This window comes from Aliikangiella maris (assembly GCF_040719265.1).
Classification (GTDB): Bacteria; Pseudomonadota; Gammaproteobacteria; order Enterobacterales; family Kangiellaceae; genus Aliikangiella; species Aliikangiella maris.
In genome coordinates this window covers 380135-402079 of sequence record NZ_JBFDAH010000001.1, presented here as the reverse complement: position 1 = coordinate 402079, position 21945 = coordinate 380135, and the positions used below count along the sequence as shown (strand labels likewise).

24 protein-coding genes are annotated in these 21945 nt (G+C 37.6%); 12 read left to right on the top strand and 12 right to left on the bottom strand.

Going from position 1 to position 21945, the window contains the following annotated elements; genetic code table 11:
• Positions 1–151: 151 nt before the first annotated feature.
• Together dcd and apbC are read right to left on the bottom strand one after the other, a co-directional pair.
• Positions 152–715: a dCTP deaminase gene (dcd, locus tag ABVT42_RS01820; protein WP_353873387.1), complete on the bottom strand. Its 564-nt coding sequence runs from the start codon at positions 713–715 to the stop codon at positions 152–154.
• Between the two features lie 148 nt (positions 716–863).
• Positions 864–1970 (bottom strand): iron-sulfur cluster carrier protein ApbC, encoded by a 1107-nt coding sequence (gene apbC, locus ABVT42_RS01815; protein ID WP_353873386.1) that lies wholly within the window; start codon positions 1968–1970, stop codon positions 864–866.
• Positions 1971–2149: 179 nt separating this feature from the next.
• Here apbC and metG point away from each other — a divergent pair, with 179 nt between their 5' ends.
• From metG to ABVT42_RS01775, 8 genes are read left to right on the top strand one after another with little or no spacing between them, the layout of a single operon-like run.
• Positions 2150–4180, top strand: a complete 2031-nt coding sequence (metG, locus tag ABVT42_RS01810; RefSeq protein ID WP_353873385.1) for a methionine--tRNA ligase — start codon at positions 2150–2152, stop codon at positions 4178–4180.
• Positions 4181–4220: 40 nt separating this feature from the next.
• Positions 4221–4577 carry a hypothetical protein gene (locus ABVT42_RS01805; protein WP_353873384.1) on the top strand — a complete coding sequence of 119 codons (357 nt, stop codon included), beginning with the start codon at positions 4221–4223 and terminating at the stop codon, positions 4575–4577.
• A 56-nt stretch (positions 4578–4633) separates the two neighbouring features.
• Complete coding sequence (gene rsxA, locus ABVT42_RS01800) at positions 4634–5215, top strand: electron transport complex subunit RsxA (RefSeq protein WP_353873460.1); 582 nt, start codon at positions 4634–4636, stop codon at positions 5213–5215.
• On the top strand, positions 5215–5802 hold the full coding sequence (rsxB, locus tag ABVT42_RS01795) for an electron transport complex subunit RsxB (protein ID WP_353873383.1): 588 nt from the start codon (positions 5215–5217) through the stop codon (positions 5800–5802). The genes rsxA and rsxB overlap by 1 nt, the downstream gene beginning before the upstream one ends.
• 13 nt (positions 5803–5815) lie before the next feature.
• Entirely contained in the window at positions 5816–7462 is a 1647-nt protein-coding gene (gene rsxC / locus ABVT42_RS01790) for an electron transport complex subunit RsxC (RefSeq protein ID WP_353873382.1), read from the top strand.
• Between the two features lie 25 nt (positions 7463–7487).
• Positions 7488–8543, top strand: a complete 1056-nt coding sequence (rsxD, locus tag ABVT42_RS01785) for an electron transport complex subunit RsxD (protein ID WP_353873381.1) — start codon at positions 7488–7490, stop codon at positions 8541–8543.
• An 8-nt stretch (positions 8544–8551) separates the two neighbouring features.
• Entirely contained in the window at positions 8552–9250 is a 699-nt protein-coding gene (gene rsxG, locus ABVT42_RS01780) for an electron transport complex subunit RsxG (RefSeq protein WP_353873380.1), read from the top strand.
• On the top strand, positions 9247–9885 hold the full coding sequence (locus ABVT42_RS01775) for an electron transport complex subunit E (RefSeq protein ID WP_353873379.1): 639 nt from the start codon (positions 9247–9249) through the stop codon (positions 9883–9885). Before rsxG ends, ABVT42_RS01775 begins: the two co-directional genes overlap by 4 nt.
• A 14-nt stretch (positions 9886–9899) precedes the next feature.
• On the opposite strand, the gene ABVT42_RS01770 is transcribed toward ABVT42_RS01775, so the two are convergent.
• On the bottom strand, positions 9900–10406 hold the full coding sequence (locus tag ABVT42_RS01770; protein WP_353873378.1) for a DUF3016 domain-containing protein: 507 nt from the start codon (positions 10404–10406) through the stop codon (positions 9900–9902).
• 360 nt (positions 10407–10766) lie between these two features.
• On the opposite strand from ABVT42_RS01770, the gene ABVT42_RS01765 reads away from it, so the two are divergent.
• Complete coding sequence (locus tag ABVT42_RS01765; protein ID WP_353873377.1) at positions 10767–11081, top strand: DUF2288 family protein; 315 nt, start codon at positions 10767–10769, stop codon at positions 11079–11081.
• Positions 11082–11694: 613 nt separating this feature from the next.
• Here ABVT42_RS01765 and ABVT42_RS01760 read toward each other — a convergent pair.
• The 3 genes from ABVT42_RS01760 to ABVT42_RS01750 are packed head-to-tail and all read right to left on the bottom strand — an operon-like array spanning position 11695 to position 13855.
• Complete coding sequence (locus ABVT42_RS01760) at positions 11695–12615, bottom strand: hypothetical protein (protein WP_353873376.1); 921 nt, start codon at positions 12613–12615, stop codon at positions 11695–11697.
• Complete coding sequence (locus tag ABVT42_RS01755; protein WP_353873375.1) at positions 12612–13469, bottom strand: ABC transporter ATP-binding protein; 858 nt, start codon at positions 13467–13469, stop codon at positions 12612–12614. Before ABVT42_RS01755 ends, ABVT42_RS01760 begins: the two co-directional genes overlap by 4 nt.
• The gene (locus ABVT42_RS01750; protein ID WP_353873374.1) at positions 13469–13855 is read right to left on the bottom strand and encodes a GntR family transcriptional regulator; all 387 of its coding nucleotides are present in this window, start codon (positions 13853–13855) and stop codon (positions 13469–13471) included. The genes ABVT42_RS01755 and ABVT42_RS01750 overlap by 1 nt, the downstream gene beginning before the upstream one ends.
• Positions 13856–14028: 173 nt before the next feature.
• On the opposite strand from ABVT42_RS01750, the gene ABVT42_RS01745 reads away from it, so the two are divergent.
• The 3 genes from ABVT42_RS01745 to ABVT42_RS01735 are packed head-to-tail and all read left to right on the top strand — an operon-like array spanning position 14029 to position 16496.
• The gene (locus ABVT42_RS01745; protein ID WP_353873373.1) at positions 14029–14964 is read left to right on the top strand and encodes a YeiH family protein; all 936 of its coding nucleotides are present in this window, start codon (positions 14029–14031) and stop codon (positions 14962–14964) included.
• A 57-nt stretch (positions 14965–15021) separates the two neighbouring features.
• Positions 15022–15942, top strand: a complete 921-nt coding sequence (nudC, locus tag ABVT42_RS01740) for an NAD(+) diphosphatase (RefSeq protein ID WP_353873372.1) — start codon at positions 15022–15024, stop codon at positions 15940–15942.
• A gap of 5 nt (positions 15943–15947) precedes the next feature.
• The gene (locus ABVT42_RS01735) at positions 15948–16496 is read left to right on the top strand and encodes a TlpA family protein disulfide reductase (protein WP_353873371.1); all 549 of its coding nucleotides are present in this window, start codon (positions 15948–15950) and stop codon (positions 16494–16496) included.
• Between the two features lie 97 nt (positions 16497–16593).
• Here ABVT42_RS01735 and ABVT42_RS01730 read toward each other — a convergent pair whose 3' ends face one another.
• The 6 genes from ABVT42_RS01730 to ABVT42_RS01705 all read right to left on the bottom strand — a co-directional run bounded on the left by ABVT42_RS01730 (position 16594) and on the right by ABVT42_RS01705 (position 21310).
• On the bottom strand, positions 16594–16854 hold the full coding sequence (locus tag ABVT42_RS01730) for a FeoC-like transcriptional regulator (protein ID WP_353873370.1): 261 nt from the start codon (positions 16852–16854) through the stop codon (positions 16594–16596).
• An 18-nt stretch (positions 16855–16872) separates the two neighbouring features.
• Positions 16873–19209 carry a Fe(2+) transporter permease subunit FeoB gene (gene feoB, locus ABVT42_RS01725; protein ID WP_353873369.1) on the bottom strand — a complete coding sequence of 779 codons (2337 nt, stop codon included), beginning with the start codon at positions 19207–19209 and terminating at the stop codon, positions 16873–16875.
• A gap of 104 nt (positions 19210–19313) precedes the next feature.
• Complete coding sequence (locus ABVT42_RS01720; protein WP_353873368.1) at positions 19314–19559, bottom strand: FeoA family protein; 246 nt, start codon at positions 19557–19559, stop codon at positions 19314–19316.
• A 569-nt stretch (positions 19560–20128) separates the two neighbouring features.
• Positions 20129–20599 (bottom strand): hypothetical protein, encoded by a 471-nt coding sequence (locus ABVT42_RS01715; protein WP_367023373.1) that lies wholly within the window; start codon positions 20597–20599, stop codon positions 20129–20131.
• The gene (locus tag ABVT42_RS01710; RefSeq protein ID WP_353873366.1) at positions 20544–21005 is read right to left on the bottom strand and encodes a hypothetical protein; all 462 of its coding nucleotides are present in this window, start codon (positions 21003–21005) and stop codon (positions 20544–20546) included. Before ABVT42_RS01710 ends, ABVT42_RS01715 begins: the two co-directional genes overlap by 56 nt.
• Positions 21006–21157: 152 nt before the next feature.
• A complete protein-coding gene (locus ABVT42_RS01705; RefSeq protein WP_353873365.1) occupies positions 21158–21310 on the bottom strand; it encodes a hypothetical protein in 153 nt (50 codons plus the stop codon).
• Positions 21311–21945 lie beyond the last annotated feature (635 nt).

Below are 21945 nucleotides of genomic sequence, written 5' to 3'. Positions count from 1 at the left end.
TGATGAGTGGCTAGAAGCTAACCACTCAATTTTGATTGAGCTTGAAAAATTGACTTAATTTTGACCGCTTAAAAAAGCGAATTGATGTAACTAGAAAAAGAACTACCCGCAGAATGCTTCTTCATTAAAAGAATTGTATTCTTCATTATGACTATGTTTTAGGTAAGGTAACGCCAGTTTGTCCTTGATATTTACCTCTCCTATCAGCATAAGAAGTATCACAAATTTCATCAGATTCAAAAAACAACATTTGCGCAACGCCTTCATTAGCATAAATTTTAGCAGGAAGCGGCGTTGTATTTGAAAATTCCAGAGTAACGTGCCCTTCCCATTCGGGTTCAAGCGGTGTCACATTAACGATAATACCACAGCGAGCATAAGTTGACTTACCAAGACAGACTGTTAACACATTTCGCGGAATTCTAAAGTATTCAACCGTTCTGGCAAGTGCAAAGGAATTTGGCGGAATAATACACACATTTGATTTAACATCAACAAAACTGTTTTCGTCAAAATTTTTCGGATCAACCACAGCAGAATGTACGTTAGTAAAAATTTTAAATTCATCAGAGCAACGCACATCGTAGCCATAGCTTGAGGTACCATAAGAAATGATTTTATTGCCGTTTAATTCCCGAACCTGGCCAGATTCAAAAGGACTAATCATGCCTTCAGCCGCCATTCGGCGCATCCACTTGTCTGATTTAATACTCATTTAATCTTCTCAACAAATAAACTACTTCAAACCCATAATGTTACATTTAACGGGTTTATAATTCACCATTAAATGTCATTTTTCTACGTTTCTTGCTGAGAAATTCAGTTAAACCAGACAATTCAGTGGTTTACTCAGCTAATTTGTGTCAAGTAGTCGGAGACCAAGTCTTTATCGAAATACTATCTGCAGTTTTAGAAAAGTCCTGTCCTAATGTTTGACTCATTGTTGCCGCCAGATTCCTAGCGATTGAACGATAAGTTAAACTTATTTGGCTTTCTGGTTCAGCAGATACCGATGGATTGCCATCATCTAAATGCTCTCGAATCGTCATCGCCAGAGGCAGTTGTCCCAATAATGGGATTTCATAATCGACAGATAGAAACTTTCCGCCCCCTTCACCAAATATCGCCTCTTGATGGCCGCATTGGCTACAAATATGAGTCGACATATTCTCAACTACACCCAATACGGGTATTTTAACTTTGCCAAACATACTGACGGCTTTTTTGGCATCAGCCAAGGCCAAATCTTGCGGAGTTGTAACAATAACAGCGCCAGTTACCGGTATCTTTTGAGCCATTGTAAGCTGGATATCGCCCGTTCCAGGGGGTAGATCAACAATTAAGTAGTCAATATCACCCCAGCGAGTATCGCGAATAATTTGTTGGAAGGCAGATGAAGCCATCGGACCACGCCATACCATAGCTTGCTTTTCCTCAACCAAAAAGCCAATTGACATTGCACCAATACCATGTGCCCGTAATGGTAAAATTGTCTTTTTATCTTCGGAAACAGGGCGCTCGTTAGGGATACCGAGCATTATGGGCACACTTGGACCATAAATGTCGGCATCCAAAATGCCAACAGAGGCGCCCTCTTCTTTAAGTGCCAAAGCCAGATTAATACTCGTTGCAGACTTACCTACTCCACCTTTACCCGAAGCGACAGCAATAATGTTTTTGACTCTGGCCAAAGGTGCAACACCAGCTTTTGTCTCGTAGGCACGAATTCGGTGCTTAATCGATACCGCAACACTCTTGGTTTGTGGCCAAGCTCGTAATATTGCCGCCTCTATTTCTTCAGCAAGCAACTGTTTGATTCCATTTGCCGGAAAAGGCAACACTAACTCCAGTTTAACATCATCACCAACAACAGTAGTTTCTCTGACATGAGGTGCTAAATCGAAATCTTCTGGCAGACAGCCGAAAACACTATCACCAATTACTTCGATTATTGCTTGTTCGTCTAACATAAGGCTCCATCGATCGGTTTGCAAATTTTAACGGATTATAACCGAATCATTGCCAGAAATACTTGCTTAATTTGTAAGGACTTCACAGGAATTTATGATGAAAGCACCTTAAAAAAACGGTATAGTTGCATCAACTAAATCCTTTGGTATTAACCCTTACAAAATAGAGTATATAACCAGTGAGTTCGACACATTCAACTAATAAACGACGCATATTAGTCACCAGTGCCCTCCCTTACGCCAATGGTTCAATCCATTTAGGTCACCTATTAGAACATATTCAGACCGATATCTGGATGCGATTTCAAAAGTCGAGAGGACATGAGTGTATAGGTGTTTGCGCTGATGACACTCACGGTACACCGATTATGCTGCGAGCTCAAAAAGAAGGTATTTCACCCGAAGAATTTATTGCAGCCACACGCGAAGAGCACATGAAAGACTTCGAAGACTTTCTGGTTAACTACGATAACTATCATTCCACACATAGCGAAGAAAACAAAATGATGTGCGAACATATTTATCGTAAGCTAAATGAGGCTGGACATATTGCCAAGCGAGAGATCAGTCAACTCTTCGATCCTGAAAAGCAAATGTTTTTGCCCGATAGATTTGTCAAAGGAGAATGCCCAAAGTGTGGTTCTTCTGACCAATACGGTGATAACTGCGATAATTGCAGCGCAACTTACAGTCCAACCGAACTCGTCAATCCCAAGTCGGCAGTATCTGGTGCAACTCCAGTTATAAAAAATTCAGAACATTTCTTTTTCAAACTGACTGACTTTGAAGACATGCTTAAAGCCTGGACTCGCGATGGTCATGTACAAGAACAAATCGCCAATAAACTGGACGAATGGTTTAATGCCGGTTTGCAAGAATGGGATATCTCGCGAGATGCTCCTTATTTTGGATTTGAAATTCCTGATGCACCTGACAAATATTTTTATGTTTGGGTAGACGCGCCAATCGGTTACATGTCGAGTTTTAAAAACTTGTGCGATAAACGAAACGGACTTAATTTTAATGAATTCTGGCAAGTCAATAATGATACCGAACTACATCATTTTATTGGTAAAGATATTGTTTACTTTCACACGCTCTTTTGGCCAGCAATGCTAGATGGTAGCGGATTTAGAAAACCAACTAAAGTTCATGCTCACGGATTTTTAACTGTTGATGGTAAAAAGATGTCTAAATCCAAAGGGACTTTTATTAAAGCGCGAACCTACTTAAACCATTTAAAGCCTGAATATTTACGCTACTATTTTATGGCCAAACTCACCAATCGTATTGATGATTTTGATTTAAACTTCGACGATTTTATCGCGCGAGTCAATTCAGATTTGGTGGGCAAATATATCAATCTTGCAAGCCGCTCGGCAGGCTTTATCAGTAAATCTTTCGATGGAAAGCTAGCAGCACTATCAACAATTCATCCGCTAATTGCTGAATTTCAAAATGCCGCCGAAAAAATTGCTCAGCTTTACGAAGATAAGCAATATGGTCAAGCTGTACGAGAAATTATGGCATTAACCGACAAAGCCAACCAGTATGTTGATAAAGAAGAACCCTGGGTTAAAATTAAAGACGAAGCCAGCAGTCAGCAAGTTCAAGAAATTTGTACTATTGCAATTAACTTATTTAAAATTTTAACCATTTATTTAAAACCCGCCATTCCTAAAATTGCAGCACAAGTTGAAGACTTTCTCAACATTGCTCCCTTAAGATGGCGAGATACCGAAAGATTACTCGAAAAACACAGGATCAATCGCTTTAAACCAATGGTGCAGCGAATTGAGCGAAAGCAGCTAGATGCAATCGTTGAAGATTCAATTGCAGAAAATGCACCGGTCAGCGAAGTACAATTAACCGATCCACTCAAGCCTGAAATAGAATTTGCCGATTTTGATAAAGTCGACTTACGTATCGTCAAAATTATTAAAGCAGAGCATGTTGAAGGTGCCGAAAAGCTCCTTAAACTTCAACTGGATCTTGATGGTGTTACCAAGCAAGTATTTGCAGGCATTAAATCGGCCTATTTACCCGAAGATCTCGAAGGAAAACTGACCGTAATGGTGGCAAATCTCAAGCCACGTAAAATGCGATTTGGTGAATCTGAAGGAATGGTATTGGCAGCGGGTCCGGGTGGTAAAGATTTATGGATCTTGAATCCCGATGAAGGCGCTCAACCAGGAATGCGAGTAAAGTAAACCGTTCAAAGGTTGGAAGATACGAGAAGATACACTAAATATGCAAAGTTTCGATTTATATCCACAAGCCTGGATTGCTTATATTGTGCTAGGCTTAATTTTATTATTTTTAGTTGACTTGAAAATGCGCAAAGCGCCGTTTGCTTTGCGTGCGGGATTTGTCAGTTTACTTGCTACAGGGGCATTTACCCCCCAACAGGTGCGTGACGCCGACTCTTATGCGCCGATGGTGCTAAATACCATCTTAAATGCAGAAGTGGATGGGGTTGGCGCAATTTATGAAGGGTTGACATTATTACTGCTGGTGTGGGGTATTATCTTTGCCACGCTGCTCGCAATCCGATATTTTATCGAAGCAAGAAAAGATCAATCGTTGAAAGAAAAATCGCCAACTTAGTCAAAACTAAATCAGCATTAACAGCTAACGAGAACTCAATTAAGTGGTAAAACATGATTTCTGAAATTGTTCTATTGCTCATTAGTACTGTTCTAGTCAATAACTTCGTATTAACCCGATTTCTTGGCTTATGCCCTTTTATGGGGGTATCTAGTCGGGTTGAAACTGCCGCAGGTATGGCAGCAGCAACAACTTTTGTGCTAACGCTTGCTTCTGTTGCCAGTTATTTGATCAATACTTATATTTTACAACCACTGAATCTAGAGTATTTACAAATACTCTCATTCATTCTCAGTATTGCAGTTGTTGTACAATTTACTGAAATGGTTATTCACAAAACCAGTCCACTGCTCTACCGACTGTTAGGAATATTTTTACCGCTAATCACAACTAACTGTGCAGTGTTGGGTGTTGCTTTACTAAACGTCAACCAAAACCATAATTTTTTACAATCAATTATTTTTGGTTTTGGCGCGGCGGTAGGTTTTTCACTTGTTTTAATACTTTTTGCAGCCATACGTGAGCGCATCGCTGTAGCAGATGTGCCTAAGCCATTTCAAGGCGCATCTATTGCACTGATTACTGCGGGATTAATGTCTTTGGCATTTATGGGATTTGCTGGATTGGTAAAATTCTGATGCTAGAATTATTGATTGCCACAGGTACGCTCGTCATTTTCGCATTTTTATGTGGCGGTTTATTAGGATTTGCTTCTATCAAATTCAAGGTTGAGGGCGATCCAATTGTTGAACAAATCAATGCCATATTACCACAGACGCAATGCGGCCAATGCGGTTACCCAGGTTGCAAACCCTATGCTGAAGCAATAGCTAACGGAGAAGCCATCAATCGTTGCCCACCCGGTGGTGAAGCTGGAATTAAGGCATTGGCTGAATTACTTGATGTTGACATTATCGATCTCGATGAAAGCTGCGGTGAAACCTTAAGACCAAGAGTTGCAGTAATTCGTGAAGATGAATGTATTGGCTGCACAAAATGCATTCAAGCTTGTCCAGTTGATGCAATTGTAGGCGCAGCTAAATTAATGCACACAGTCATTGAGGTGGAATGTACTGGATGTGACTTATGTGTTGCACCATGCCCGGTAGACTGCATTGATATGGTCGAGTTGGAGGTAACGACAGATGACTGGCATTGGCCAAAACCCGAACCACAGACAAAAGTCGCTAATTCACAAAATATCCCTGTCAAAATACTCTCATGATTAAGGTGTTTTTATGAGTCACACAGAGGAAAAAACAAACATAATATTTAATGAGTTTACCAAGCGTGCGCCGGGAGAATTTCATGGGGGCATTCATCCCGAAGAATATAAAACCATTTCTAATCAGTCAGCCATTGAAAAAATTAAACTGCCGGATCGACTTATTCTTCCAATTAAGCAGAGTATTGGTAATCCAGGACAAATTCTGGTCGCAGTCAATGAACAAGTTGCAGAAGGACAGTTATTAATTGAACATGGCAATGGCATCGGTGCACATATTCATGCACCTGCTACTGGCATTGTAAAATCAATTGGCCAGTTTTATTTGGGACATCCTTCAGGGCTACCACAAACAGCCATTGAACTGAAAATTAGACCAGACCAATCTGACTCGTCAATTCAATTTACCCCACTAGACTGGAAGCATGCATCGGCAATACTTTTGCGACAACGTATTGAGGATGCGGGAATAGTTGGACTAGGCGGCGCCACCTTCCCTACACATATAAAATTATCAGCAAACCCTATAGAGACACTAATTGTTAACGCGATGGAATGTGAACCTTATATCACCTGTGATGATCGCTTAATGCAGGAACATGCAGAGAAGATTATTATAGGTGCTCTCATCAGTGCCAGAATACTCGCTGCGCAATCAATCGTCATAGCTATTGAAGATAATAAACCTGAAGCAATTGCTGCGCTACAACATGCCATTCTAGATGCCAAAAACTTTAATACAACCCAGATATCCTTAGAAATTTGTGTCGCGCCAACTAAGTATCCAAGTGGTGGAGAAAAACAAACAATTGAGCTGGTCACCGGCAAACAAGTGCCTAAAGGAAAATTACCTGCAACACTTGGTTTAGTTGTACAAAACATTGCAACTTTATATGCCATTTACCAAGCAGTTATTCAAGGACTACCGCTTGTTCGCCGACTGGTTACAATTACGGGCAGCCTTATTAGTCGTCCTGGCAATTATTGGATTCCATTTGGCACAACAATTGATGAACTCATCGAACAATTCGAGATTGATCGTTCAAGTTTGTCTCGAATCATTATGGGTGGCCCATTAATGGGGCAAAGTTTTTATCGATTTGATTTACCTGTAAGCAAATCAACCAACTGTCTCATATTCAATCATGACTCGCCCAATACACAGCGCTGGTTAACCGAGTCAATACCACATCAGGAATGTATAAGGTGTAGTGAATGTGAGAAAGTTTGCCCTGTCAATTTACTTCCTCAACAACTCTATTGGTTTAGTCAAAGCGATCAATGGGATAACTTGCAAAACCAAGGGTTAAGTGATTGCATTGAGTGTGGGGCGTGCGCTTATGTATGTCCAAGTGAAATACCACTAGTGCAATATTATCGTTATGCTAAATCGGTTATTCAGCATAATGAGCAAAAACAGATTGCGTCAGATAAAGCCAAACAACGATTTGAATTTCGCGAAATGCGTCTAGCGAGAGCTAAAGCTGAACGTGCAAATAAACATGCAAAAGCTGCCGAAGCCAGAAAAAAAGTGACACTAAATGATGATTCCCTTGATAATAAAAAAGCGGCAATTAATGAAGCATTAGCACGCGTCAAAAAGAAAAAAAGTGTTCAACAAACATCTGAAAGTCAATCAGATAATCTAACAGAAAAATAAAATTCGTAGGGAATAAAAAGCTACAATGAAACTGTCATCTCCTTTTTTTCATGACGCATTATCAACTAGCCAGATAATGAAATTGGTCTGCTTTGGTTTAATTCCTGGCGCAATAATTCAAATTTATTTTTTTGGATTTGGTGTACTGATCAATGTTTTTCTATGTAGCTTTTTTTGCTTAAGTGCAGAGTACTTTGTACTACGACTGCGCAAACGGCCACCGCGTCTGACATTAACGGATAACACGGCTTTGTTAACTGGATTATTGTTAGGACTTTCACTACCTCCTACATTACCATTTTGGATGAGCATGGTGGGTTGCTGGTTCGCCATAATTTTTGCAAAACAACTTTATGGCGGGCTTGGTTTTAATCCCTTTAATCCTGCAATGGTTGGATATGTACTATTACTAATTTCTTTTCCATATGAAATGACGGTCTGGTTACCTTCGCGCGAACTTGCTCTACAAGTACCAGGTTTTATCGACTCTTTGGAAATTATTTTATTTTCTGAAACAAGCAACCATCTAACGGCTAATACTTTTAGACAAATTGCCGACGGCTTTACGATGGCAACGCCTCTGGACTTTAGCAAAACAGAAATGACACAAGGATTTATGACTACCGAAATTTTAAGTAAACCTTACTTTCAAGAAAATTTGACCGGTTGGCAATGGGTTAATGCTGGCTTTTTAGTTGGCGGCATATACTTGCTTTTTGCTAAAGTCATTCGTTGGCATATTCCAGCAGCAGTACTCAGTGGCATTTTAATTACCAGCTTTTTATTATCATCTTTTGACAGTCAACTCTATATGCCACTCTGGTTTCATCTCTCTAGTGGAGCCACTATGTTAGGTGCCTTTTTTATCGCCACTGATCCTGTGTCAGCCGCAACAACACCTAAAGGTCGCTTAATTTATGGTTTTTCGATTGGCTTTATGATTGTAATCATTCGCACATTTGGTGGCTACCCTGAAGCGGTCGGTTTTTCTGTTTTACTGTTAAATATGGCAACCCCAATGATTGATCATTACACTAAGCCGATCATTTATGGTCATCAACAAAAATCATCTGATGAGTGACCAATCAAATGAATAATTCAAACTCACTTCATGATAATTCATCAACAAAAGATGAAAAAAATAATACATTAATGCAAAAAGCAATTGGAAAAAATGGTTTGATTTTGGCTTTATTTGCACTTGTATCAACGGGGTTAATTGCAATAACCTACCAAATTACCAAAGACAAAATTGCTCAGGAAATAAAAGCGGCATTGGCTCGTAGACTCAACGAAATTGTGCCGGCAAATGAGTATGACAATGATGCTTACCACGACTGCACAATAATCATGAACGGTTCGTTATTAGGTCAAACTGAGCCAGTACCGCTATATCGAATGCGAAACAATACACAAAACTATGCTGTTTTCACAACAGCTATCGCACCAGAAGGTTACTCAGGTAGAATTCATTTAGCTATTGGCATTTATCAAAATGGTCAAGTTGCAGGTGTTAGAGTAACTGAGCATTCCGAAACACCAGGATTGGGTGATAGAATTGAAATAGAAAAATCAGACTGGATAATGCAGTATTCAGGAAAATCACTCCAGCAACCAGAACCAGAAAAGTGGCGTGTAAAAAAAGATGGTGGTGAATTTGATGCACTAACTGGCGCAACGATAACACCGCGTGCAATTACTAAAGCAGTCTATAATGCTCTGCTTTTTTATCAGGAAAACTCTGCTAACCTCTTTAACGGTCAACAAAACTGTGGAATACAGCAATGATAAAAGCGCATCAACAATTAATTCATGATGGATTGTGGAACAATAATGCTGCGTTAGTTCAATTATTGGGACTTTGTCCGCTATTAGCCGTTACAGGTACGCTAATTAACGGACTGGGATTAGGCATAGCAACCACCTTTGTACTAGTTGGCTCAAATACAACTGTTTCACTCATCCGCCATCATATTCCAAAAGAAATTCGAATTCCTGTATTTGTTATGTTGATTGCCTCCTTTGTTACCAACGTTCAACTAATCATGAATGCCTTCACTTATGAGCTCTATTTAATACTTGGTATTTTTATTCCATTAATCGTGACCAATTGTGCCATTATTGGTAGAGCAGAAGCGTTTGCTTCGAAAAATCCGGTGGTTCCTTCAATGATTGATGGTTTAGCACAAGGCCTTGGATTTACCCTTGTATTAATGTTACTTGGCGGCTTGAGAGAGTTTGTTGGTCAAGGCACAATTTTTGACGGCGCACATTTATTATTGGGTGAATGGGCAAAAGATTTAACTTTACGGTTTTATCTAACTGACCAAAAGTTTTTGTTTGCCATATTGCCACCAGGTGCATTTATTGGATTGGCGATTCTGGTGGCAATTAAAAATAAAATCGATGATATAAAATCGTAAGTTTATTTTATTTTTTAATTATTAAATTCTTTTTTAAACCATTTTTCCAGGTCATCACGCATATAACCAACTAAGTGAGAATCTTGTAAACGTTTTTTACTAGGAGAATCGTGCAGGAACTCACGAATATTCGCATTGCCTTCTTTTAGCACTTTACCTGTCGAGTCGATTAAACGGTAGCTAAATTCCAATACATAACGATCATTGTTACGAACAACTCGAATTTCACGAGCATTTCGAGTCCATTCCATATATCCAGCCAAATCTACCTGAGTCACTTCAATAATCAGATTATTTGAATCTTTGAGGTATTCTTTGGCAACTTGATTGATTAATTGCGATAGCGAATGATGTACATCCTCAATACTTTTATTGAGGCTCTTACTAGTCACATCAATATCTCTGAACTTCCTAGGTTCAATTAGCTTTACCTCGACATCCGCAGCAACTACTGTAGGAATACAAAGTGCGGCCAGGCTAATTCCGGTTAAAATTAACAATTGAACTGTGCTTATTTTCATTTGGTATTCTCCTGGTAAATAACAGTATCTCGATTACTCTAACATGGATTATAGCTATTCAAAATAAAAGCTTGAAACCCAAATTATCTAAAATATGTAGAAAGACGAGATTTCGACATCTCAGACAAATTCATTTATTATTTTAGATTAAGGCTATTAGACAATATTTTTAGTGGTACTTCGTAGTGGTAATTTGTAAAAATATGAAAAGGTGCGTAAAGTCACTAATTACAACGATGTATCAAACCTTAAATGAGCCAATAAAACCATTTTTGACAATATCCGCTGACTCCAAGTGTTTACTGAAGATTTTTACGTAATGGTTATAACAAGACGCAAGCTAACTAATGAGAATTTATCGTGACTGATACCGACAATCTACTACCACTTAAAACAAAATTGAATTTAGAAACAGCCAAATTAAAGTGGAAAGAATTAGAATTATTCTTTGCTAAAGGTAATTTACTCGTAGTATCAACTCGACGAGACTTGATTGAAGTAGCCGCACAAATTGCAGAAAACAAGAAAGATGAAATAGAAACTCTGATTCTTAACAAAGATATTGAATTTGCCGGCCCACAGTGGGTCAAAACTAATTGCCAGAATAATCCCGACTTATGGACTGTTGTTGTTGCACCGTATGTAGTTTGTCAGTTAACCAAAACGGTAAACTAGATTGAATAACCGAGTTAATTAACTGAGTTAGCTGACTTCATTACTTTCTAAGTCATTTAATTGCGCTTTCAGTCTCATGAATACCCAAATAAACTAATTGTAATATTTACTTTTATTCTGGGATATTGCTTACTTTTAAATATATTTATGCATAAAAAAACGGGGTTTTATCCCCGTTTTTACTTTAAAGTGGCTCAATGAATACTTATAGATAAAGTTGATAATACTTGTGCCTAGACTAAAACACGATACTGATGACTCATTCAATCACTATTGAATAACCCCCAAAAACAGACTTATTAGACTCCAAATATTTGACCATAAAACCCAATAAATACTGAAATATCAAAGAGTCAATTAAGTCTAGCCAATGGCTATAGAAATAGTACGCTCAGAATATCAGTAATACCTGCTTTGCAAATATGTATTCCCTTATCGGTAAGCATGTCAACCTCATAGCCTTGTGTTTTCAACACACCAAAAATGGTTGTTATCATAGCCACTGCGATAAACAAGCTAATATTACTTGTTCTTTTAGCACTTTTGCGATTAAGTATCATCATTAACACCTTTTTATAGTAGTTCTCAATTCTCTCACAATAAATCCAATAGTTCAAGATTCATCGCGAAAACGTCGTGTATAGATAGCCGCTATTAAAAATACCGCAGCAATGACTTGCGCTATCCAAAACTGTAGCGTCATCACGGCCTCTCCAGCTCGATTAAAATTAAGCTCAGCTATTTCATGACCATTATCTTTAATCGCTTCGAAAACTTCATTTTGAATGGTTATCCCTGCTGCAACATGATTACCAAGTGTTTCAATGAATGAAATGGATCCAAATATATAACCTTCAGCCAATGCTATCATCAGTATCGGAAAAGCGGCCCATATAAAAGGTACCTTTTTAGCCCAGGCCGACATTAACATACACCAAGCCCATACTGGCGATAACCAAAGCGCAGCAACAAACATTGAAAAACCTTTATTAAAGAAGAATCCAAATAAATTGACGGATGTCCAATATAAACTACCCGAGTGTCCACCAAACCAGGCAGAAATAGTTGCGATAATCAAAAAGACCAACTGAAAAGCAATAATTACGGCCAAATATAGCAAAGGTGCTAGTAATACGATGGCTATAAACTTTGAAAGTACTGTCGCACTGTCTGAAATGGGTAGTGATTTCCAGAATAATATACTGCGATCTTTACGTTCGTCGTAAAGCGAACCTAAGCAGAAGAATACACTTACCACTAATAGTACGATACCAAAAGAGACAGTCAATCCAGCGAAAAAGGTTAACATTAATTGCCCCCTGGCTTCATCTGGTAAGCTGAGTAATTTTTCATGCACCAAAGTTCCTGCTTCCGACAAAATAACACCGTTGTTATTTACTTCAACATTATTTCCGGTCAGTATGGTGATTAAAATAATACCTAGAAATATTCCGGCCATAATTAAAGGAGCATACACAAATGATCCTCTGTGTTCCCAATACTCTCTTTTAACAAGTGCTTTAAATGAGTTCATAACTGCCTCTCCTTCATTTTTGCAACAAATAAATCAGCAACACTTGGTGAATGAGTTTCGCCCAGCGTTTCGAGTACATCTTTTGCTACGCCTTCAAATAAAAATACTTTTCTTCCAAAAACTTCTCGCTCCATAACAGGATTGAGCGCCTGCGCTTTTTCTATATCTTCTCGCCTAACCATTACTTCAACATACTTTTGTCCAATTTCATCCATTGAAGCATCCAGCACAATTTCTCCATCTCGAATAAAAATTAAATCCGTTAATAGATTTTCAACTTCTTCAATTTGATGCGTAGTAACCACAATGCTGCGTCCTTCATCAAAAAACTCCGCGAGTAACTGATTATAAAATTCTTTTCGATAAAGAATATCCAGTCCAAGTGTTGGTTCATCTAATACCAAAAGTTCCGCTTCGATTGACATAACCAGTGCCAAATGAAGCTGTGCGACCATACCTTTAGAAAGTTCTTTAACCTTGGAATTCCAGTTAATCTTGGTTTTATTCAAAAAATACTTCGCACGCTCTAAATTAAAATGAGGATGAACCTGAGTAACAAATTCAACTGCTTCACAAACTTTTAACCACTTGGGAAGAACCGCAACATCTGCAATAAAGCAAACTTTTTGCATTAATAAATCACGCTGAGTTTGTGGATCATAGCCCAAAACATCCAGTTTACCGTTATAAGAGGTTAACCCCAGAATTGCTTTTAATACAGTGGTTTTACCTGCACCGTTAGGACCAACAAGACCAACAATTTTGCCACGTTCTATAGAAAAACTAACAGACTTTACCGCATGAAATGATCCATAGCTTTTACTTAATCCAGAAGCAGTAATAATAGCACTCATTATCTATCCCCCGTTGACTGTTCAGTTGACTGATTAATTTCGCTGGTCAGCTCATCCATATTTATCCCCAGCCGCTGAATACGTTTGATGATGCGAGGCCACTCCTGTTGCAAAAATATACGACGCTCTTCTGCATACAATTTTTCTTTCGCACCTTCAGTTACAAACATACCCAGCCCTCTTTTCTTTTCTAAAACTTCGTCATCAACCAGTTCTTGATACGCCTTAGAAACGGTCAAAGGATTAATCTGATAATCTGCCGCAACCTGACGTACTGAGGGCACAGCTTCGCCCTCTATTACTTCGCCATCCATGATTAATTCGATTACCTTTTCCTTAAGCTGCCGAAAAATCGGCGTTTGGTCATTCCACTGCACTGCATTCATAGGCTTCTCTCAAGTTGAATTCTCAAAACCATGCTTGGTGTACTATTGAACTATAACACCACTTCAGTGTATTTTGCAAACTCAACAAACAATCTTGGTAAAATGACTAACTGTCTGTTATATAAGTGATTTTGAGGCTATAATGATGAAAACTTCACATTTATTAACATTTTATGCCAGTCAACTCGCCTCGAATATCTATTAGCATATTCACTTTACTGATTATTTTAGTCTTTAGTGGTTATATCAGTATTGCGCTCAGTTTGCTGTTGGGAGTTGGATTTGCATTAACTGTTGGTAACCCCTTTCCGCTAAAAACCCACTGGGCGTCCAGCATTATTTTAAAAAGTAGTATTGTCATCCTTGGTCTTGGTTTAAATTTTTCTGATGTACTGCAAACGGCAAAAGAAAGTTTCAACATCACCATTTTAAGTATCGTATTTACACTAGTATTTGGATACTTCATTGGTAAGATGTTCAAAGTCGAACAAAAGTTATCTTTTCTAATATCAGGCGGAACTGCAATCTGCGGAGGAAGTGCAATTGCAGCATTAGCACCAACCATCAGAGCTAACCCAAACCATGTTATTATTTCTATCTCAATTATATTTTTATTAAATGCGCTTGCTCTGATCATTTATCCAGTATTGGGCGAACAGCTAGGTTTGGGAGAAAAAGAATTTGGCCTTTGGTCGGCTTTAGGTATCCACGATACCAGCTCAGTCGTCGGTGCAGCGGCATCTTATGGAGAACAGGCAATGGAGGTTGCCACCACAACCAAACTTGCAAGAGCACTCTGGATTGTTCCGCTAGTATTCATTGCGGGATTATTTTTCAAACAACTCGGCAAAGCATTTACCATTCCCCCATTCATTATTTTATTTATTCTTGCTACTATCGCTGCAGCGACTTGGCCGATATTAAGCGAGCTTCGCCCAGTTTCAAATCTTATTGCCAAAAAGGGAATGGCGCTCAGTTTGTTCTTAATTGGTACAAGTTTCAACCAAAATACATTATCAGAAATTCAATGGCGAGCGCTCTTGCAAGGTATTTTATTATGGATTCTGGTATCAATATTCTCACTTTGGTTGATTAAATTTATTAATTAGCACTGCTATTTTCGTTCCCTAACTAATCGTTAATCGTAACAAAGAGTATTTTCATCAATGATACAAGTGATACCAATCAACCGACAAGCCGAATTGCGCACTGACAGATCATTTATTGAACAACAACGAGCTCATCCCGCCAGCCGGCACATTCTATGGTATGAAGGACAAGTTTTGTTTGGTGAAATAGGTCATTATTTTTCATCACGACTTATAAAAAAATATCAGCCCCTCCTTTCAAATCAAATTTATCTAGGTGAATATCAACAAATTCCGTATTTTGCCCATCAAATTATTCAAAACAATTCATCATTTGATACTTTTGAATTTAAAGCACTGCGAGCGGCAGGGTTACTGGTTGATAATCTCGATTTAGGCTTATTATTTTATACCCAAGGCTTGTTTAATTGGCATAACTCTCATCAATTTTGTGGATGGTGCGGCCAACAAAGCCAGATTATTAAAGCCGGCCACTCCAGGCGATGCGTCAATAAAAAATGTCAGAAAGAACATTTTCCCAGAATAGAGCCCGCAGTTATATTTTCAGTTGAAAACAATCAAAGTGGTGAATCACAAATTTTACTCGCACGCCAACCTGTTTGGGATGAACACCGGTATTCAGTACTAGCCGGTTTTGTTGAGCATGGCGAATCACTTGAGCAAGCAGTTAAACGAGAATGCCAAGAAGAAGTTGGATTAAATATTGATTCTGTTGAGTATATTAGTTCACAACCTTGGCCATTTCCTGGTTCATTAATGCTTGGGTTTGCTTGTCAAACAACACAAACTGAAATTTATTTAAATGACAATGAAATTGAAATAGCAGAATGGTTTAATATCGAACGCTTTGAAAAAAGCATGCAGCAAGGCTTACTTAAAATGCCATTTTCCGTTTCGATTTCTCGCTTTTTAATTGATCGTTGGTATCATAAAAATACCGGAAAATCTTTGAATGCTTTTCAAACTCAACTTAGGTAATCAATTTGAATCATTCGTCCTTGCCTAAAATACCATGGTGGAAAAAAACAACTAGGCTTATTGCCGAAGCAACTTTGTTTGCTGTAATTTTTTATGGTGTTATTTCTTGGCAACAACGCAATATGCTGGCGACAGGAGAACAACTCCCTATAGAGCAACTAAAACTTTTGAACATTCAAGGTAGTGTCACCAAATATCAATTGAACCAGTCAGAGCAAAATACACTCATATATTTTTTTGCTCCTTGGTGCAAAGTCTGTGATTTGTCAATTGATAATCTTGAAAAAATCTATCAGAAGCATTCTAAAAATCTTCTGGTGCTGGCCATTGTATTGGATTGGCAATCACTCAATGAAATTGACGAATTTCTAAATAAGCACCAGTTATCGATGCCTATTCTTTTAGGTGATAATAATACTCGAAATCAATTTAATATTAACGGCTACCCAAGTTATTATTTGATTTCAAAAGATGGTAAAGTGCTGGCCAGAAGTAGAGGCTACTCTACTGAAGTTGGACTACAGTGGCAGCTAAAGCTGAATGATTCAATTTAATAAAATGATATTTTAGCGTTAAAAAAGCAGTCAACTAAGCAGTACGACAAAATAACAGTAAGTCTAAAATAGCCTGCCTGCTTTTAATTTCTACAGGCTATTCTCTGACTTGCGCGAAAATAGGTTTCTGCGCAACATTTTTCCATCGATAATAAACTTTTACCTCACTTGATTCACTACAAGAACCACAGCTAGAACCACAGCTTCCACTATTTTCCCACTTAATCACTTTGCCTTTTTTCATCCATTTATCCAGCATCGACTCCATCATTCCTTCAGATACATAAAAATGATTTGCTAAGTCAGTGAGTGTCATTTCCCCACGTTTATCTAAAAGCAGCTTGATTTCCATTAACATTGTAATTTCAACTCTCGATTAAGCCTGAACTGCAACGGGACGCTGACTCTCTAACTGGCGGCCACGATATTTCAGGTACATAAAATTAGCAATATGGAGCATTACAAAAAAGCCAATCCAAATAGATGCAGAAATTGGACTAATATTTAACTGGCCTAACTGATAGCAAATTGTTGCTAGACTATATGCCAAAAAGGTAGTCCAACTCACCGAAAAAATTGTCCAGCGTCCACCAGTTTCTTTAAAGGTTGCCCCCATTGCAGATACACAGGGTGAATAAAGTAAAATAAACAACAAATATGAAAATGCACCAAGCGTTCCGTCAAATACGCTATTTAAAATATCAAATAAATTTCGGTGTACTTCTTGATCTATTGCAACTGTATCAAGATTAGACACATCACCAATATCAATACCAACAGGATCGGACCAACTATTCGAGACACCAGATAAATTTTCAGGAATTGTGCCCACAGCTTTTTTTAGCGAAAGAAGCAGATCAAATGGCGCTTCTTCGGTATGTTCGACAGTCGGTAGTTGACTGGAATAAAGTGCATCAATAGTCCCAACAATAACTTCTTTAGCAAATATCCCTGTAAATATTCCCACAGTTGCGGGCCAGTTTTCTTCTTTAATTCCCATCGGTGCAAATACTGGAGTAATGGCTTTTCCAATATTGGTCAATACTGATTTTTCAGAGTTTTCATTTCCAAATGAACCATCAGTTCCAAGAGAATTTAAAAAGCTTAATATGACAACAACCAGCACAATTAACTTACCTGCACCTAATACAAATGAACTGAGCTTTTCCCAGGTTTTCTGTAAAACATTTCGTACATTGGGTAAATGATAGGTTGGTAACTCCATAACAAACGGCGTATTTTCACCTTTCAGTAAAGTGTATTTGAGTACTATCCCAGTAAATACGGCAATAGCGATACCAATTAAATAAAGTGCGAAGACCAGGTTTTGTGCATTATCTGGAAAAAATGCTGCGCCAAAAAGAATATAAACGGGCAGTCGAGCACCACAAGAAATAAAAGGACTCATCATCACAGTCATGATACGATCCTTTTGATACTCAAGTGAACGTGTTGCATAGATTGCAGGAACGGTACAACCTAATCCCACCATGAGTGGAATAAATGATTTTCCAGGTAAGCCAATGGACTGCATAAATCTATCCATGACAAAAGCACCTCGTGCAAGGTAACCGGTATCCTCCATAACCGACAAAAACAGATAGAGACTTGCAATAATCGGAATAAAGGTTGACACCACCTGAATCCCGCCGCCAACTCCATTTGCAATAAGCGTTACCAATAAATCAGGAGTCCCCAGCTGTTGTAACCAAATAGTCGCGCCATCAACTAAAATCGCACCCAATGCAATATCGAAGAAATCAATGAATGCACCGCCAACATTAATGGTAAATACAAACATCAAATAAGTCATCAATAGAAATACGGGGACGCCTAAATACTTATTTAAGAAAAGCTTATCGAGTTTTACTGATACCTGACGAGATAACTGACCATTTTTATTAACACACTTTTCCACCCATTGAATAATTTTATTGAAACGTGATTCAGCAACCGCAATATCAACATCTTCACCATATGCTTGCTTCAAAGGTTGCAAAGTCTGCTGAACTTGAGGTTTTAATTCTTCTGGTAGTTGATTGCGCTGATCTTCCATGACACGAAGCGCCAACCAATTGGCATTCACCCCAATTGACTGCGCATATGGCGTTAAAATCTGCTTAATTTTAGAAAATGTAGAGTTTAAGGGCTCTTCAAGTTCGAGCTGTAAATTGGTTGTTTCAGGTAAATTCTTCAAATAATAAGTGATTTGCTGTCGCAATTCATTTGGGTTTCGCATGCGACGTGCCGAAATAGGCAAAATAGGACAACCAATTAGTTTCGCTAGTTGCTCTACTTGAATATCAACATTATTCTTTTTAGCAACATCCATCATATTGAGTAATATGATGACCGGCTTACCCATTTCTAATAATTGCGTGGTCAAATATAAATTACGTTCAATATTAGATGCATCAATAATGTTGACAATCAGATCAGCACCATTCGAAAGAATATAGTCTCTGGCTATTTTTTCATCGAGTGCTACTGATTCATCAACTACATCAAGTGAATATGTACCGGGTAAATCAACCACCTGATAACTGGTATTATCGAGTGAAAATACGCCAGATTTTCTCTCTACCGTTACTCCAGGCCAATTTCCGACCTCTTGTCGAGAGCCTGTCAGTAAATTAAATATGGTTGTCTTACCACAATTGGGGTTACCACATAATGCGACAATTGGTTGAGTTGTTTTGGAATGCTCTGGCATAGTTTAAAGTATTTCAGGTGCAACAAGCATTAATTGATATCGAGTGATAATCGTTTATTGCGGTATACACAGATAAAATTTACGGGATCTGTCAGCTTAATTCACTAACCTACGGAGTCGAGCAATTCGACTCGAATACCCAAAGCTTCATTACGTCGTAAACTTAGCGAAAATCCTCTAAGATAAAGCTCTAGTGGGCCACCAAGGGGGGCTTTTCTGGTAATATCAATTTCAATACCTGGAGTCAGTCCCATTGCCAACAACTTTTTGCGAAAAATGCTGTTAGCAGAACCTAAGCTCACAACTTTTACTTTTTGTTTAGCTTCTACTTCGGCCAAACTAAAGGTCATCGACTTTCTCCAGTAAATTTACTTAATTGCAATCTTAAATTGGTATAATTTATGATTACTTAGCTCTTTGGTTTAAATTGGTTGTTGTGAAATTTATAAATCGCTGAGATTTATTAAAAATCAAAAACCTGATTGAGTAGATACTAGTAAAAATGCGAATTATTTTCAACTACATTAGTGTTTTCGAATGCAGATTTTTACTGATTAAGATCAAATATTGTTGCAGTTTTGAAAATCCAAAAAAATGTTTAATTAATTCAATAACTTATAAATCCAACCCTATTAAGCTGATTTTCACTTGTGGCAACAAGATTATTGCTTCAAATCTGCTATTTGATTTTCGATTAGAGTAATTTTCAATATCTCGCAGTTAGCCTATATCTTTAACCGATCTGCCTATCCACTACTTCATCAGCGAATCACTAAATCCCCAAACAGCATAAATATATTTAAATCACTAAATTGCAATATCCCTAAAATGATATAAATGAGTAGATACAGAAGAGAAATGCTATTGAGGCAAAGTTTGAAAGGAGAGTTTTATAAAAATTCTCAAATATAAATAATTCTTAACGCTGAGCCAATTTACAACAACACTCTGCGGATTGGTTATCCATCAAGCCAAGTTCGAGTTTTATCTCATCAGAATAATCATCTATATGGTTTTCAATGTCCGCATATAGTTGGTGATGAATATCTGCTTTGATTTTCCACTGCCCCATTCTGAGCAACTTGATACTGTGGTCAGTAATTTGGTTAATTCGTTCAAGTTCATTTTGTAATTCAATGGCTTCGCTCCGCATACGCTCTTGGCGACTTTTACGTGCATGAACACCCAGCGATGAAATTAAAACTAATTGGCTTTTTTTATTACGAGTTAAAATTTTTGCTAATGAAATATTGCGTACAACAGTTTTAATCACAATGACACCTATTGGTGGCATGATTAAAAAAGCCATAGAAATTAAAATAGCAATGTTTGACTCAAAAACGATCGACAGACTGGTTACTGTTAATCCGATCACTAGCCAAATCAGCATTTTTTTCACTAAACAGATCCTTGAATGACATTAGCCCTTTCTTTCCAGGAATAATCAAAGCGATAACGGTCATTCCCAGTGTCAGTCGATTAATTAAAGTGTAAATTTCAGCGGTTTCAAAGCCATACCCGCTTAAAGCCGATGCTAACTGAAAAATATTAGAACAAAGTGCAATAAAAGCTAATACGGCAATGATTAATTCTTGATGTAATTCGTCTCGACTTGGTGAATTTGCTTTTAAATTAAATTGGCGTGCACAATATAAAGTTAATGGTTTAGCATAATAGATACTAAATATTGTAATACATTCCAACACTACCCAATACGGAAACCACAAATAACGCGCAATTGGTGCATTATAAAAGTCAGTATAAAAAGTTTGACTGACACCCCAAAACGCGATCATGATGCCAATAAGAATACGCCGCCTCAAATTGCCAGCGCACAGTGCAAATCCTATTATAAGAGTCGTAACGCACAGACCAACCCAAATCTGATGGCCGTGCTCTTGGATTGACTCAATCCATTGAATAAACATAATTATCGGTTTTGCTTATATCATTCTTTTTGTTTACAAACACCGCCTGGGCAAGCACCACCGCCGTTGCCATAAGGGATAACTTCTTCGGTGTCTTTTGTCACTTTTTCCAATGATGCCGGTTCAGCACCGCCAAACAGAGAAATCCAAAATACCAATAAAGTTTCTATCATCTTTGCGCTCCATAATATACTCATAATTTAACGAAAAAGCTATGGCATTATTGCTACAACTTCTTCATACAATGAATGTTCAACTTTATTAAAAAACAACTAGTTTCGAAACCAACATTTACATTCAATAAAAATCTAATTTAATAAAAGCAAATATAAAACTTACAGAAATAAGTATTATTTTTTAATGATGTATAATCTGAAACATCCTTTGTTATGAAAACATACCTAAAGATTTTCAAGCAACTTTAAAAGCGAGAGCTACTAGACAGTTTTTAAAAATACTATTTTTTTATTTTTTTCAAAAAATCAACAGCAAAAACCTTGAAATTATTTTTTCCAAAATACACTTTTATGATTTAAAAAAACACCTAAAAAACACAACAAATTTAAGCAATCAATTAAACCATAAAATCAAAAGTTTCACTCTAAATCTCTTTTATATAAACAACAAAAAAACAACAACCAAAAACCAACTTGCAACCAACCAAAACGATTCGCTATTTAATAGCAATATCAAAAATAACGTTATCATTTATTACTTTGTTTATTTGAAATAATAAGAATTTAGCGCATTCGACTTATTGTATTGATAATGCAATTTAACAAAGCACCTTGATGAAAAGTAGTTGATA

What these genes read in the sequence shown, in the direction of transcription:
- ABVT42_RS01705 (WP_353873365.1), bottom strand. Translation starts at nt 21,310, where the DNA reads ATGATAGAAACTTTATTGGTATTTTGGATTTCTCTGTTTGGCGGTGCT.
- rsxC (WP_353873382.1), top strand. Translation starts at nt 5,816, where the DNA reads ATGAGTCACACAGAGGAAAAAACAAACATAATATTTAATGAGTTTACC.
- ABVT42_RS01755 (WP_353873375.1), bottom strand. Translation starts at nt 13,469, where the DNA reads ATGAGTGCTATTATTACTGCTTCTGGATTAAGTAAAAGCTATGGATCA.
- rsxG (WP_353873380.1), top strand. Translation starts at nt 8,552, where the DNA reads ATGAATAATTCAAACTCACTTCATGATAATTCATCAACAAAAGATGAA.
- ABVT42_RS01750 (WP_353873374.1), bottom strand. Translation starts at nt 13,855, where the DNA reads ATGAATGCAGTGCAGTGGAATGACCAAACGCCGATTTTTCGGCAGCTT.
- ABVT42_RS01710 (WP_353873366.1), bottom strand. Translation starts at nt 21,005, where the DNA reads ATGATCGCGTTTTGGGGTGTCAGTCAAACTTTTTATACTGACTTTTAT.
- dcd (WP_353873387.1), bottom strand. Translation starts at nt 715, where the DNA reads ATGAGTATTAAATCAGACAAGTGGATGCGCCGAATGGCGGCTGAAGGC.
- nudC (WP_353873372.1), top strand. Translation starts at nt 15,022, where the DNA reads ATGATACAAGTGATACCAATCAACCGACAAGCCGAATTGCGCACTGAC.
- ABVT42_RS01745 (WP_353873373.1), top strand. Translation starts at nt 14,029, where the DNA reads ATGCCAGTCAACTCGCCTCGAATATCTATTAGCATATTCACTTTACTG.
- ABVT42_RS01715 (WP_367023373.1), bottom strand. Translation starts at nt 20,599, where the DNA reads ATGCTGATTTGGCTAGTGATCGGATTAACAGTAACCAGTCTGTCGATC.
- ABVT42_RS01760 (WP_353873376.1), bottom strand. Translation starts at nt 12,615, where the DNA reads ATGAACTCATTTAAAGCACTTGTTAAAAGAGAGTATTGGGAACACAGA.
- rsxB (WP_353873383.1), top strand. Translation starts at nt 5,215, where the DNA reads ATGCTAGAATTATTGATTGCCACAGGTACGCTCGTCATTTTCGCATTT.
- feoB (WP_353873369.1), bottom strand. Translation starts at nt 19,209, where the DNA reads ATGCCAGAGCATTCCAAAACAACTCAACCAATTGTCGCATTATGTGGT.
- rsxD (WP_353873381.1), top strand. Translation starts at nt 7,488, where the DNA reads ATGAAACTGTCATCTCCTTTTTTTCATGACGCATTATCAACTAGCCAG.
- ABVT42_RS01775 (WP_353873379.1), top strand. Translation starts at nt 9,247, where the DNA reads ATGATAAAAGCGCATCAACAATTAATTCATGATGGATTGTGGAACAAT.
- ABVT42_RS01730 (WP_353873370.1), bottom strand. Translation starts at nt 16,854, where the DNA reads ATGTTAATGGAAATCAAGCTGCTTTTAGATAAACGTGGGGAAATGACA.
- ABVT42_RS01720 (WP_353873368.1), bottom strand. Translation starts at nt 19,559, where the DNA reads ATGACCTTTAGTTTGGCCGAAGTAGAAGCTAAACAAAAAGTAAAAGTT.
- ABVT42_RS01805 (WP_353873384.1), top strand. Translation starts at nt 4,221, where the DNA reads ATGCAAAGTTTCGATTTATATCCACAAGCCTGGATTGCTTATATTGTG.
- ABVT42_RS01770 (WP_353873378.1), bottom strand. Translation starts at nt 10,406, where the DNA reads ATGAAAATAAGCACAGTTCAATTGTTAATTTTAACCGGAATTAGCCTG.
- apbC (WP_353873386.1), bottom strand. Translation starts at nt 1,970, where the DNA reads ATGTTAGACGAACAAGCAATAATCGAAGTAATTGGTGATAGTGTTTTC.